9 protein-coding genes are annotated in these 15,250 nt (G+C 28.7%); 3 read left to right on the top strand and 6 right to left on the bottom strand.

What is annotated here, in order from left to right; all coding sequences use genetic code 11:
• Positions 1–101: 101 nt before the first annotated feature.
• Genes JRV97_RS09030 through JRV97_RS09020 form a run of 3 tightly spaced genes read left to right on the top strand, consistent with a single transcriptional unit; the run spans position 102 to position 9,405 of the window.
• Positions 102–2,102: a carboxypeptidase-like regulatory domain-containing protein gene (locus tag JRV97_RS09030; RefSeq protein WP_280998198.1), complete on the top strand. Its 2,001-nt coding sequence runs from the start codon at positions 102–104 to the stop codon at positions 2,100–2,102.
• A 12-nt stretch (positions 2,103–2,114) separates the two neighbouring features.
• The gene (locus tag JRV97_RS09025) at positions 2,115–6,743 is read left to right on the top strand and encodes a hypothetical protein (RefSeq protein ID WP_280998196.1); all 4,629 of its coding nucleotides are present in this window, start codon (positions 2,115–2,117) and stop codon (positions 6,741–6,743) included.
• Positions 6,744–6,756: 13 nt separating this feature from the next.
• Positions 6,757–9,405 carry a hypothetical protein gene (locus JRV97_RS09020; RefSeq protein WP_280998194.1) on the top strand — a complete coding sequence of 883 codons (2,649 nt, stop codon included), beginning with the start codon at positions 6,757–6,759 and terminating at the stop codon, positions 9,403–9,405.
• A 22-nt stretch (positions 9,406–9,427) separates the two neighbouring features.
• Here JRV97_RS09020 and JRV97_RS09015 read toward each other — a convergent pair whose 3' ends face one another.
• The 6 genes from JRV97_RS09015 to JRV97_RS08990 form a co-directional block, all read right to left on the bottom strand.
• Complete coding sequence (locus JRV97_RS09015; RefSeq protein WP_280998192.1) at positions 9,428–10,072, bottom strand: TIGR00153 family protein; 645 nt, start codon at positions 10,070–10,072, stop codon at positions 9,428–9,430.
• A gap of 17 nt (positions 10,073–10,089) precedes the next feature.
• On the bottom strand, positions 10,090–11,028 hold the full coding sequence (locus JRV97_RS09010; RefSeq protein ID WP_280998190.1) for an inorganic phosphate transporter: 939 nt from the start codon (positions 11,026–11,028) through the stop codon (positions 10,090–10,092).
• Between the two features lie 171 nt (positions 11,029–11,199).
• Entirely contained in the window at positions 11,200–11,775 is a 576-nt protein-coding gene (locus JRV97_RS09005) for a TetR/AcrR family transcriptional regulator (RefSeq protein ID WP_280998188.1), read from the bottom strand.
• A gap of 151 nt (positions 11,776–11,926) precedes the next feature.
• Entirely contained in the window at positions 11,927–13,222 is a 1,296-nt protein-coding gene (locus JRV97_RS09000) for an ABC transporter substrate-binding protein (protein WP_280998186.1), read from the bottom strand.
• Between the two features lie 67 nt (positions 13,223–13,289).
• Positions 13,290–13,853 carry a dephospho-CoA kinase gene (gene coaE / locus JRV97_RS08995; protein ID WP_280998184.1) on the bottom strand — a complete coding sequence of 188 codons (564 nt, stop codon included), beginning with the start codon at positions 13,851–13,853 and terminating at the stop codon, positions 13,290–13,292.
• Entirely contained in the window at positions 13,850–15,217 is a 1,368-nt protein-coding gene (locus tag JRV97_RS08990; RefSeq protein WP_280998182.1) for a glucose-6-phosphate isomerase, read from the bottom strand. Before JRV97_RS08990 ends, coaE begins: the two co-directional genes overlap by 4 nt.
• Positions 15,218–15,250: the final 33 nt, after the last annotated feature.

Raw genomic sequence — 15,250 nt, 5'->3', positions numbered from 1 at the left:
AATTTTTACTTTTTATTAACGAACTTTCTATAATAAAAGCTGTCTAAATACTTATAAGGTTAATATTGTTTTAAAAATAAATTAATATAGGGGGTGAAAACATGGGAAAAAAGTTATTTATTTTGATTTTAATTCTAATTTCTTCATTTTTTCTATTTTCATGCGAAAGGCTACAACCTGTTAAGGAAGGAACCCTAAAATTTATAGTAAAAGATAAAATTTCAGAAGAACCTATTTCTGGAGCTCAAATCAAAATAACTCAAAATGGTGCTTTAAAAGTTTCAGCTTTTACAGATGAAAACGGAGAATATAATTTCACTTTAGCAGAAGGAGAATATAATTATGAAGTCACAAAATTAAATTATTTTCCCACAAACGGTAATGTCAAAGTATATCCTAATGAAAGTAGAACAGTAGAGGTGTTATTAGAACCAACCGAAAATAATCCTCCTACCTTTATAGGATATATATCACCTATTGATAATCAGATCGTTAAAACACAAAAAGTTGACTTCGAATGGAATGCAAATGATGTTGAAAATGATACTATCTATTATAATATTTATCTCAAGTATGTAGGTAACAGTTTTATTAAATTAAACGATGTTCCACTAACAGATAATACATATACATATGAACCTCCAATAAAAGGACAATATCAATGGAAAATCGAACTCTGGGATGAACCAAATATCGAACATAAAATAATGGTATTAGAAGCTCCAACATTTGATTATGAACCAACTTCAGATTCTACAATAAACCATAAGCCAACTATCGTACTAAAAGAACCTATTAATGGAGTAACTTTAGAAAACTCTGAAGTAATATTTACCTGGGAAGCATCTGATACCGATAAAGATCCCCTTACTTTTGATTTATTCCTTGGAAAGTCTCATAATAGTTTTACAAATATAGTATCTAATTATAATAAAAATACATATTCCTATTCACTTGAATCAACAGGCTTATATTACTGGCAAGTTCTAGTTTCAGATGGTAAAGAAACAACAGAATCTAATATTAGTTCATTTACATATAATCCGCCACCAAATTCTCCTCCAGTAATTTCATTAATTTCGCCTTTAGATAATGCAACTTTTGATACAAATGACATTGAATTTAGATGGATAGCAACAGATACCGATAATTCTACACTCAATTATAAATTATTAATTGGAAAAACTATAACAAATATGAGTGAAGTTTTATCTATGGATAATATGCAAAATAAAGAAATAAAATATTCTTATAAACTTTCAGAGTCAGGAGAATTTTACTGGCAAGTTCACGTTTCAGATAAAATAAATCCTCCAGTAAAAAGTGAGATTCGAAAATTCTCTATTTCTTCTCAAAACAAACCACCTGTCATAAGTGATTTTCATAAACCAGATATTCCTACTGTTGTTGGAACTACTGTATCTTTTGAATGGAACGCATATGATCCTGAAGGAACTCCTTTAAACTTCGATTTCTATATTTCAGATGTTAAATCAGATGTGGAGAATCTTATTAAAAATAAATATACCAAATATAATTTAAAGAACAAATATCTGGAAAACATTGAACTAGATTATTCATCCACATATTACTGGAGAATAGTTGCAAAAGATGATATGTATGTAATTCCAGGACCAGTATGGAGTTTTGAATTTGTAAAAAAAGAAGAAGGGGAATTACCAGACCTTTACTTTAACCCTATAGAAATACATACATCAATCAATACACAATCTTCTTTTACATTAAAAACATCATTTACTGACAATATTTATGGATTTGATATAAGATTCGGATATAATCCTGAATTTATAAATATAGACACACAAGATTGTGTAATAAATAATATTTTTAATGATAATAATAAATTCCTTCCTATTAAGAAGATAATTGAATATCCTGATCATAATGAGTTCATTTTCACTATAATTTCTTTAAATGGTAATTTCGAATTACCTGAAAATATTATTACAATCAACTTTACACCAATAAATAACGGAGAAACAATTATAAAATTTGAAAAATCAACATATATATACGGTCCTAATGAACCAGAAATAATATTCACAATCGGTGGCCCAATAACAGTCACCGTATCAGAGTAAGGGGGTGAGATTATGAAGAATAAAAAAATTTTTTTAATATTAATTATTATTGTATTAACTCTATCTTCATGTTTTAATTTCAAAAAAATAGATGCTATTGAAAATAATAGAGGCTCTATAACTATAGAAAAAATTAATGATGAATATATTATAAAATCAAATACAAAAGCAGATTCTTTTGAATTTACAATAAAAAATATTGATAAAGAAAATATATATATACCACCAGATTTTTTAAAAATAATAAAAAATAATGATGGATTGAAAATCGCCATTTCTTCTCCAAAATTGATAAACCCTGGCACTGTCTTAATGAAAATAAAGAGTAAAAAACCGGATATTAAACATGTTGAAATATATAACAGATATGTGGTTTCTAAAAACTTCGACGAAGACACGATGTATGATAAAGGCATTTCTTTTGGGTTGCTTGGTGATTTTAATTTCGATGGTAAAGTTAGTATTAGTGATTTTTCAAGTTTCACTACTTTTTACGGTCAGGAAAGAAAAGATTTTTATGGCAATATGAAAGACTTTGATTTAGCAGATATTGGTCCCGCAGAAAATTTTGCTCATAAAGGCATATGGAATAATGTATTTGATTTAGCAAAACCTGATGGGAGAATTAGCTTAGCTGATTTTTCTATTTTTGCAGCAAATTATGATATTGATATTTTCTCTCCACAATCAACTATTGTTGTAAACAGTAATACTGACCCATCAACTATAGCCGATGAAACGGAAATGAATGTTGTCACAGGACTTATAAAAATTTATAATATTTATTCGGAAATATTGAATTTTATTTCTCAGAATGGTGATTTAATAAATCTTTTAGCAACGGAAAATCCTTCACCAACATCATTATTGAAATATGTTGTCAATATTTCTGATGCCACAGAAACAGCAGTTTTAAACATTATAGAAGATATAAATGATTTTTCAAATCTTGTTGGTGTTGTAAAAGATGGATATTTATATGAAGATATTAAGTATGAAATTAATAATTTTGATTGGGATTTAGATGGTAACATTGAAAATACTTCTCCTTTAAAATTTAAAGTAATAACTCATGATGGTTCAGATATATCAATTCCTTTCTATGATATTTTTACTTTAGATGGTCCTCCTAAGTCAATTGAGATTGATCAAACTGGAGGTGATGCTATATTTGATTATGATATGTTCTTGGGGAATATTGATGAAAATTATATTCCTGAATTTAACGATAATGATTATCTATTAGTAGACGAAGGTACCGCCGCTGGAATGAGTGTTTTCAGTAAAATATTAGGAATTATTGGAAAAGCATTATTTATATATGATTTAAGTGATCCTTCAATTAATATAAAAAATGCTATTAATAACAATGAAGATTTAACACAATATATACCTGAACTTTTATTGACTTTATTGCAAAATCCACCACCTTCTGATTCTCAAAAAATATTAGGCAGCGAATTACAAGCATCAATCTTTGGAAATATGCTAAAATTTAAAGATTTTACAAAATCTATTGAGTTAATTAATCACATAAAAAATGATCTCTCCTCTTTTCATGATTTAATTAAAATGCTATTTGAAGATAAAGTTATGGATTACATCGTTCAACCACATGATCCTACCTCTGGAGAAAAACCTCCTATTCTCAAAAATGATTTTGAAATGTCCATGAATTTATTGCACGAAACAGAAAAAATGGCCAATTTAATAAATAATCCCGCTGAGGGAGTTGATATTCCACTTGGATATAATGAATACTTTACATTGCATCCAGGAGTATTTTTCAATAACCCTGAAGATTTTTCAGATCTAAATATTTTTCTCCCTGATATTTCTATTATTTCAACATTCGACTCTACCAATCTTTTGATAGAATTACCTGATCCAACATTTAAAGGTTTGATTGAAGGGTTACCTGCAACCCTTACTATAAATCTTGAAGAATTTGGGAAAAAAGAATATTTCATTCATCAAGAAGACATTACTGTTATAGGAACTTCAGTCACATTTAAATGGTATCCTTCACCAGATTTAAACGCAACTATAACCTATGAAATAATAGTTGACAGAAATGAAGATAATGTATGGAATTATATTGAAGGTAATATACCTTCTCAGGATTTGCTTATATTTGCTAAAACTTCCAACACTCAAATAACTCTACAATTGGATGAAGGCGATTACTTCTGGGCAGTTATAGGATATGCTGATTTTGGTAATGGAAAGATTGAAAAAATATATCCAGAAAATCCATACTGGTTCAGTGTATTTTTAAAGAATATATATTATTATATAGACCTTATAAATCCTTTAGATGAAACTGATTTCTCCGAAACACCTACAGACATCACATTTAGCTGGCAGGCATTTAATTCAGAAAATGGTGAAGATAATCCTATTGATGTTGATTATTATATATTCCACCTTGAAAAACTTGATGGAACAGGTATATATATTGAAAGTGAAGAAACTATTAATTCCACAACCATCGAAATAATCGAAGATGGAAAATATGGATGGTGGGTTGATGGTTATTATACAGATCCAGAAACATTCGAAACAATTGAAATACATAGTAATTATTATACTTTTAAAGCAGGAAATGTCGTTGAAAATGCATATTTTTATCCTATAGAGCCTTATGACTTTATTCCTGTTTCTCCTGGAACTACATCAATAGAAATCTATTTCGCATGGGGAACTAATAATCTTCAAACTGAAAGAATTTCTAATATTTTCGAATTATACTATAAGGATGAAGAATCAGATACATGGCAATCAACAACCAATACAAATATTTATTGGCATGATGATTACGGTAATTATGAAGCTGAAGCCTTTATTTCAGGATTTGTTCCTAATAAATCTTATGAATGGAAAATACGTGCATATATTAATGATTCAGACTATATTGAAAGTCCTATATGGTATTTTTCAATAGAAGAAGAAATATGGTTATTAAATCTACATTCCATTCATCCTATGGATGGTGAAGCTACTACAAATAATGTAAAATTCACATGGGGATATGATCCAGATTACACGGGTAATTTTGAATTACATGTACGACCTACTAATACCTGGGAAGAGACATATGATACATTAATTACTCCAACTGATTACTCTACAGATACAGACCCTATTACAGGAGAAATGACATTTAATTATACATTAACTTTGCCTGATGGTATTTATAAATGGTGGGTTGCCATTCCACAAGAAAATACCGATAATTATGAAGAAACAGAGCACAGATGGTTATTTGTGAATGAAACTCCATTTGATATATTATTAGATTATCCAGAACCTATGGCTGTATTTGATTATTATACAATTTCATTTGGCTGGCATAAAAATTGGTATTATTTAAATGACACAAATATTACAGATTTAACCTTTGAAGTTATAGATGATGAAAATAATATTGTATACACAGAAGATTATAAAAACAGTGATGACTGGACAACAGTTACATTTAACAATCCAGGAGTCTATTTCTGGAGAGTAAAAGATAACAGTGGAAATATTATAAGTGATACATTTAATTTTGAAATAAAAGATTGGTGGAATCCACCAGAAGAAAATGAAATAGGTTTATATACTCCTTTAAATGGTGAAATTATTTTGTCAAATGCTACTTATACAAATATTGATTTTTCATGGAGTAATGTTGAAAATATTGATGGTTATTCATTTAACTTTATTCCAGCAAATATGTTTTTAGATTCGGTACGAGGGCATATTGATGAAATAGATTATACTCCAAATAACTTTTATTCGCTTGAATTAAAAAACGGAATATATTTATGGAATATACGTACTTATGACTATTTAAATGATGTAGAATATCAATCCCCTATAAGAAGTTTTAACATATTAAACAATCAAAATATTGAGTTAGATGTTATAGGGCCAACAAATAAAGAAAGAGCTACTCCACTTGATACTATTTCTTTTGTTGCTACAAGTTTAAGCAATTCAGAAATAACATATTATATATTAATAATGAATTCATGGGGAGAAATATATGTGATTCCAAATTCATTTGAAAATGATCTAATTCATCCTTCAGGTTCTCCCGTAGAATTAGGAATGTGGGAGTTATTTAATAATAAACAGTTTGGTGATCTTTATTATTATGCAATAATTGCTAATGATGGTGAAAATATGATAATATCTCCTGTTCAATCATTCTATTATGATGACACATTATATGGAAATTTTGTTTCTTTTGACAAAGAACAAATCAATTTATCTCAAGATTCAACTTTTACTATACGAACTCAAGGTCCTGATATTAGTAATGTTAATGGTTTAGAAATACATTTAAGAATAGATCCTGAAATTATAAGCATTGATTCCAGTTCAATAATACTTAACTCTGAAAATAGTTTTATCAAATCTTTTATGAGACATGATGATTGGAATAATGAAGATTATTTAGAAGTAATTATCTCACTATATTCAAATAACAATTTAGATCTATCAAATACAGATATAGCCAAGTTCACAATAAGTTCTACATACACTAATATATTTACTAACATAAACATCATTGACGCTTATGTAACCTTCGAAGAGAATATTGCACCTGTAAAACTTGAGGTAGGAAATATTCTCAATGTAACTTCAGAGTGAGGGGGGTGAGGATATGAGAAAATATATAAAATTTATTTTAAGTATATTGATAATATCAATTATATTAGTTGGCTGTCTACAAACAAAAACACATAAAACGCAAGCAAACACAGAAATTAAAAATATTATTGATATAATTTATGAAAACAATAACTCTTTAATACTTTCTAAGGTTGAAGGTGATTCTTTTGAATTTCTTTTGAGTGGGGTTGACGCAGAAAACATTGAAATTCCAAATAAATTTATGAATATAACAAAAAACAAAGAAGGTAAACTATTAATAGCAATTTCTACTGCTGATAATGTAAAACCTGGTGAAGTTTTATTAAAAATCCACTCTAACTCTTTTAATGTAGAAAATATAGATTATTATTCACGAAATTCTGTCACAAAAGAATATTATGATATTGATCCATATAATTGGAAATGGGGAGGACTTTTAGGAGATTTTAATTTGGATGGAGAAGTTGGTCTAACGGATTTTGCTTCTTTTGTATATTATTACGGTATGGAACCGTGGAGAGATAATGTTCCTGAAGAGTTTTCAAGATTTGATATTGGCCCGGCATTAAATATTTCTCAAAAAGGAATATGGTCTGATATTTATGATTATAAATTAGAAGATTGGAATGTTAATATTATAGACTTCTCAATCTTTACAGCTAATTATGGTCAAAATATAAATTCCGAAACCCCTCTTGGAACTATAACTATAAATTCTTCTACTATACCAGATTCAATTTCTACACCAACATATAGTAATATAGCTTATTTCTTAACAGATATACCTAACTTTATACATAATTTATCAAATACTATCTCAACTCATGAAGATTATATTTCTTCTATTTTAGAGGCATTAAACAATGAAGATCCTAATGGATTATTATTAAATTTGATAAATATGCCTCCGGATTTTAAAAATGACATATTAACTCTTTTAGAAAAATTAGGTACTTATGCTGAAAAACTGCAACTGAACGATTATCTATATGAAGATATTAAATGGATGATAAACGATTTTGATTGGAATAATGATGGAGTAATAACAAATAATGCCGAACTGCATATAGAAGCCACTGTAACTTATATGGATAATACTGTACAAAAGGAAAGTTTAGGAATATACTCAGATTTGATATTAGGCGATATGTCTAACATAGAAAATATTGAATTCATCGGGATTGACTCTAATACCCCTGGTGATGCTATCCTCGATTGGGATTTAGTAGAACAATTAAGTAATAATGGTGCAGTAACGGCTGGATATACACCTGTATTTGACGAAAATGATTATTTATTAATTGATGAAGGGTTCGTTTCCATGATAGATTTCATTTTAAAGAATATATATGGATATGGAAATATACCTTTCTTATATAATCTCACACCTACAGCAACAGTTATAAATATACTTGAAAATCATTCTTTTGATGCCTCTATCACAGAATTATTATTAAATATGGCAAAAGATGACAATATCATCTCTCAACAGGAGTTAATTGATAATATTTTTGGAAATATGTTAACAGCCGAAAGTGATTTTGAAACACGTGTTTCTTCTATACAACATTCATTTATAACAAGAGATATTCCAATAAAATATGCTATAGATGACTCTATAACTGATTATTTATCTATCCCACACGATCCTACATCTGGTCCTAGGGATTTAATGGATTTATGGACATTATCGGATAGTAAAATTACAAAATTATTCATGACAGATATTAATGCACCTGTTAATATCGGAGGACCTATAATGTTATATCCTGCTGTATTTTTTGAAAATACTGAAGATTTTCATGATTTAGGAAGTTATTTGCCAGATATAACCCTGGAAGGGACTCTTAATAGCGAAATACCTAAAATCAGCAAAATAACAATTGATTTTCCAGATCCCCATTTTGGAGATTTAGTCAGCGGAATTCAGAACCCTATAATAATAGAGAATCCTAATATTTTTCAACCTCCTGAATTACCTTCTACAAACGTTCATATAATTGATTTCAAAATGGAGGGAATTACAAGAATACCCATACCAGATGAATATGGTTATGTATATCCAGAGATTGCTTTAAGATTTGATTCTCACATTTCAAGTCCTGAAAACGTTAGTTATGCAGAAATATATAAAGATAATGATTATATAACAGATTTATACTGGATTGATGAAGATTATTTCTATAATGAAGAATATTATGATATAACAGATACTTCTTATCTTGAAAATAGTGATTATACACTGGAAGTTTATGATTACTCTAATACACTTGTTGATTCTGCCACATTATATTTAGGAATATTGTATCCTGTTGACACTTTTGAAGTAACCAATCCTCTAAATAATGATACTTTTAATTTAGGAGATAACATTCAATTCACATGGAATATACCAAATAATACATTACCTTATTATGAGGGTGCAGAAATTAATGTATTTAAATATGATGATTTTACTGGAGATTTTGATTGGGAAAATAGAATAAGAGTAGCAGATGATTATGATAGCAGTACTCCTTATTTCAGCATGACAGATCTTAGTTATTCCATACCTTCTTATATTTTTGATACTTCTGGATTTTATATAATAGAGCTGGTTATTTATAATTGGTCTGACAACACATCATTTGAATATCATGTGGTAATAAATGTTCAATAAAATAGCCCCTTCGGGGGCTATTTTAAACTTTTCTTTTATATATAATAATTTGAATTCTATCAGAAACATCTTCTGATGTATCTGAGATATCGGCTATTCTATGAACCAATTTTTTTAATTGAATCTTTTCGGCTAAAGATATGTCTAATGAAAATATTTTCCTTATTGTACTTCTCTCAATAATATCTGTTTCATGTTCATAATTTTCTGTTTTTAATATCATTTCATTTGCTTTTTCAAAATCTTCAAACATTTCTTTAGCTGCTTCTTTAACAGCTTTATAAGTCACCTGTGACTTTAGAATTAACTCTTCTAAATCTTCTAATATTTCCTCAGGAACTTCCATAGATTGCAATTCTATTTCATCTGCAACTGTTTCTGCTTTATTTGCAATTCTATCCATAGCTTCTATAGTTCCAAGTAAATCTCCTCTAAAGTTTGGCAAAAATGCTCCTGAATACATTTCTGATTCCGCTTGTCTTCTTATATGATCTGCTTCTGTTTCAGCATTTCTAACTTGTTCAGCTAATTCTTTAACTTTTTGAAAATCTTTATCTAAATTTCTTATAAGTTCAACAAGCTCTTCAATTGTATTATCAACAGCGTCAAGATGTTTATTGAACAATTCTATTATATTTTTTTCTTTCTTACCAAAAAATAATCCCATAGGTTAAACACCTCCTACTAAATATTTATTTTAAAAACAACTTTAAATAGAAAATATATTAAAGACGTAATTAAACCTGCTGATACTGGAGTATTCACCCATGCAACTACTATCTTTAATAATACTTTTTTATTTGCCAATCTTGACCCTCTTGCATATCCTGCACCTATTACAGCTCCTACTATTGCCTGGGAAGTTGAAACTGGAATACCCAATAACGCATATATCCATACTGTTATTGACTCACCCAATACAGCAATAAGAGCAGAAAAATAATCAAGTTCTATTATTTGTTTTCCAACTGTCATCATAACTTTATAACTATAGGTTAAAACTCCAAAAGATATTGCTAAACCACCTATTAATGCAGCCATACTTACTCCTATACTACTCGCAAATACACCTGTAATATTCGCAACATTATTTGCCCCTAATGAATACGCTCCATATGCTCCAATAACTAAAGTAGCAATTTGAACTACTCTTTCTTTCACATAAATAGATTTTATCTTATTAAATGGAATAGACAAAATTATATATGAAAGATAACCAAAAATAGCTCCGCCTATCGGGGTTCCTACCCATGCTAATACAAGCTTAGTTATAATTCCCCAATTAACCCCACCTTCTATTAAACCAACAGCCATTATAGAACCAACTATTGCTTGGGATGAAGACACCGGAACACCAAAATAAGTCATTACCGTTACTGTAATTGCAGCGGATAATACAGATATAGAACCTGATAATAAACTTTGGGATGTTACATTACTAATTGTTTCTATACCTTTAGCTCCACCTAAAATCGCTCCAATTAAAATAAAAATTGCAGATATTATAGTAGCAATTCTATACTTTACTACTCTATTAGATACCGCTGTTCCAAATATATTAGCTGCATCATTAGCTCCCAAAGACCAGCCAAAAAATATCGCTGGTAATAAATAGAAAAACATCTTTTCACCTTCTTTGCATAATCTAAAGTGCATTACAAGAATATATTCTATAACAAAAGTATTATTCAACAAAATTCTATCACTATTTATAAAGAATGATTACAATAAGATAAATCTAAATATCTTCGTAATACTCCCTTTTTTTAAAAAAAAACGAGGAATAAAAATTCCTCATTTAAATCCTTTAATATCTGGTAGTTCTTCTTTTTTATTAAAAAAGTTTTTAAGATTTGTGAGCTCCGCATCTAATACATCTGGATTAACAATTATTTTAAAACTCAATCCAATCAAAAAAGTTTTTATTAATTCAGAATTATCTTCTATTCTGTCCAACCCAATTTCATGCATTTTCAAAAATTCTTTTATAGTATTAGTAAAATTCATATCTAAAAGCCTGGCTTTTCTGGAAACTTCCTTTTGCCTATAAGGGTATGTTAATATTTGAGAAAAAGCGATCATATATTTTGGAGGAGTATAAATTCTCCTTATTTTTTCTTCTGCAGTTAATGTTCGTTTTTTAAAAATTTCATTTATCCAATCTTCCAAAATACTTTCTCCTGTTGCTACAAGAGCCCCATCTTTTGAACCAAAATAATAATGTAACGATGCTATTGTTAAATTTGACATTTCTGAGATATGTCTTGTAGTTGCTTCTGCTATTGACTCTTCAGTTATAATTTTTATTATAGAATCCATTAAATTTTCTTTTCTTTTTGCTCTTAATGTTGGATTTGGCCTTCTTGCCATAAAAATTAACCTCCTTTTTATCATTTTATAAACAAATTATATCATCATTTTATATCATTGTCAAATCACCTGATATATTTAATAAGTTAATTTTTTGTAACAATATGACGATGCAAAAAAATAGGGCGCATTGCGCCCCAATTTATAGAAATTATTCAGCTAATTCCTCGTTTTCAACTAATAAATTCTTTATTTCTTCAATCATTCTGTTATATGCATCTTCAGCAGTAATTTTGTCATATAAGAAATCACTTGTAATTGTCCCCAAAGCGTTTCTAATATCATACCATGCTGCTGGTTTTGGATCTGGAACTGCTGTTTTTAATGAATTCAATGCTATTGTTGGTTTTTCATCATTTGCAATATATGATTTCCATTGTGAAGTTTCTACTACATCTTTTCTAACTGGAACATAGCCTGTATTTACTGCCCAATATGCTTGATTTACTTTATCTAATAAGAATTTCATGAACATCCATGCTGCTTGCTTTTGTGCTTTATCTGCCCATGCAAACATTATTAAATCTGTTCCGGCTATTGGAGAATGTGGTACTCCATCTACTGATGGTAATGGTGCCCATGTCCATTCATATTTACCTTTTATTGATTTTTCTACATATGGTTTTCCTGCAATTGTCCCCATATACATCGCAATTTGCCCATTACCAAATGGATCATTTAAGTATCCACCTTGAACAAAAGCTACTTCATCTGCTTTTAATTTATGCATAAAATTTAATGCTTTTATTGTAGTTTCTTTATTTAAAACTATTTTCCATTTTCCATTTCCTGCATAGTCTAATACTCTTCCATTCATTGCATATAAAAATGTCTGGAAATCATCAACTGTTGTTCTAAAACCTAAACCATACTGATCAATTTGCCCATCTCCATCAATATCTTCCGTCAATTGTTTTGCAACATCATATAATTCATCCAATGTCTTTGGAGGTTCCACACCATATAAATCAAATAAATCTACGTTATAATAATTGGTATATACACTTTTATTAAATGGAATGGAATAAATTGTATCTCCCCATGTACACATATCTTTAAATACTTTGTATATTTGATTTTCCCATACTTCTTTAAATTCAGAATCTCCATAAATAAATTTGTTTAATGGCTCTACTATACCTTCACTTTGAAGATATTTTGATGTCCAGTTTGAGTATGCTTGTGCTATAACTGGCAAATTATCTCTTGTACCTTCATTATATGCAACAACAGTACTCAATAATTTTCTTGACAATGCACCATAATTACCTACATAAACTGGAACAACTTCAACATAAGGATTTTCTCTATTGAATGCTGCCACTAACTCTTCCAATGCTTTTCCATGTCCCCCACCCATGGCATGCCAAAATTCTACTTTAATTTTTTCACCAAAAGAAAAAACCATAACAAACAACAATAATGTTACTAAAAGTAGTTTCTTCACAAATAACACCTCCTGAATAGATTTGTTTAACATAATATTATACTACATAAAATAATGTAAAATCAAATTAAATTTTTTTTAGTATTTTTAATAATTCTTTTTTAATTACATCTAATCCATTATTATTAACTATTTTAAAGTCATATTTATATTTTATATTTCTTTGAGAATCTATAATATTTTTTGCTTTTCTTACAGGTATTTTTCGTAATTCTACAAGACGCTTTAATCTTTTTTCTTCTGAAGATTCTATAAAAATAATATAATCACAGATTTCATCCAAACCTATCTTTTCAATTAAAGCTCCATCAATAAATATTATTTCTTCGTCACTTTTTTTTATTTTATTTTTCACTCTTTCCTTTATTATTGGATGTAATATTGAATTCAATAATTCTAATTTATTCTTATTTTCAAATACAATCTTCGCCAATTTATCTCTTCTAATTTCATTATTTTCAAATATTTTTTTACCAAAAAATTTTTCTAATTTCTTTTTAGTTTCGTCTTCTTTAAGAATTTCATGTCCTTCAACGTCTAAATCTATAACAACATAGCCAAGATTCCTAAGAATCCTGGCTATTGTGCTTTTTCCGCTACCAGCGTATCCTGTTATACCTATTATTTTCATAGTATGAACTTTTCCTTTTTCTCTACTTTTTGTTTCACTTCTTTAGAAAATTCTTCATATCCTTCTCTTCCCATAAGAGCATATGTAACTTTTTTACCTAATTCCACTCCTGGCTGATCATATGCATCTATCTCCAATAATTTCCCCATAATTGCTGTTTGAAATTCATATGCAAAGAAAAATTGTCCAACATTAAAAGCATTAATTTCTGGAAAAATTACTTTCATGTTCGGTTTTCCATGTTCTGTTAAAGCATATTCCGTTCCAAATAATTCTGTATTCAGCAACTCTGATAATGTCTTTCCACCAAGATAAGATAATGCAGAGTATTCTTCATGTATTTTCGGAATTTTTATATCCCTTTCGAATTTTTCTAATTTAATAAATGTAATAATTTTATCATCTGGTCCTTCATTATACAATTGAACTTGAGAATGTTGATCAGTTGCTCCTAATGCTTTTACCGGTGTTTGACCAACATTTACAACTTCACCATTTATATCATATTTCTTTCCTAAACTTTCTGCCCATAATTGTCTGTACCAATCAGCCAATAACAACAATTTGTTAGAATATGGCATCATTACTGATATATTATAACCTTTTTTATAATAGAGGAAATGAAGTAGCGCATTCAATGCAGCTGGATTTTCATAAATATTCTTATTTGAAACTTTTTCAAGCATGGTTTTCGCACCATTTAACAAATCGATTATATCTATACCGCCCGCCAATGCGGATAATAATCCTACTGGAGTTAAAACACTAAATCTTCCACCTACTTCAGGTGGAATTTCCAGAGTTTCAATTCCTTCTTCTTGAGCAATTTTTCTTAAAATGCCATTTTCAGGATCAGTTGTAAATACTATATGTTTTTTAGGATCTAATCCATAACTTTCTAGAATACCTCTTGCAATAAGATAGTTTGACATAGCTTCTGCTGTTGTCCCTGATTTTGAAATAACATTGAACAATGTAGTGTGTGGATCTATTTGATCTAAAACAGAAGCAACAAAATCAGGATCCACATTATCAACAATAAATATTTTTGGTGTTTTTCTATCATTTCTATAGTTATAATTTAAAGGATTTAGTGTTGTTTGCAACGCTATATTTCCTAATGCTGAACCTCCAATACCCAATACTACAAAACTTTCGAACGATTGAACCCATTCCTGAATATCCAATATTTTATCCAAATACTTTGTATTTTTAGGAAGTTTCAAAAAACCTGGTTCTTCTTCTAATATTTCAGAAACTATTTTTTCTATTTTATCTTTATATTCATTTATCTCTTCATATTTTATTCCTTTTTCAATATTGGGATAAAACATATTTGTGAAATCAAATTTTATACCTTTCATATTACCCCTCCCATTCACCATAATAAAGTGAAA

The sequence above is a fragment of the Marinitoga aeolica genome, assembly GCF_029910535.1.
GTDB classification, from domain to species: Bacteria; Thermotogota; Thermotogae; order Petrotogales; family Petrotogaceae; genus Marinitoga; species Marinitoga aeolica.
This window is presented reverse-complemented; position numbering and strand designations above follow the sequence as displayed.

Coding starts and splice junctions, on each gene's coding strand:
- JRV97_RS09030 (WP_280998198.1), top strand. CDS start 102: ATGGGAAAAAAGTTATTTATTTTGATTTTAATTCTAATTTCTTCATTT.
- JRV97_RS09025 (WP_280998196.1), top strand. CDS start 2,115: ATGAAGAATAAAAAAATTTTTTTAATATTAATTATTATTGTATTAACT.
- JRV97_RS09020 (WP_280998194.1), top strand. CDS start 6,757: ATGAGAAAATATATAAAATTTATTTTAAGTATATTGATAATATCAATT.
- JRV97_RS09015 (WP_280998192.1), bottom strand. CDS start 10,072: ATGGGATTATTTTTTGGTAAGAAAGAAAAAAATATAATAGAATTGTTC.
- JRV97_RS09010 (WP_280998190.1), bottom strand. CDS start 11,028: ATGTTTTTCTATTTATTACCAGCGATATTTTTTGGCTGGTCTTTGGGA.
- JRV97_RS09005 (WP_280998188.1), bottom strand. CDS start 11,775: ATGGCAAGAAGGCCAAATCCAACATTAAGAGCAAAAAGAAAAGAAAAT.
- coaE (WP_280998184.1), bottom strand. CDS start 13,853: ATGAAAATAATAGGTATAACAGGATACGCTGGTAGCGGAAAAAGCACA.
- JRV97_RS08990 (WP_280998182.1), bottom strand. CDS start 15,217: ATGAAAGGTATAAAATTTGATTTCACAAATATGTTTTATCCCAATATT.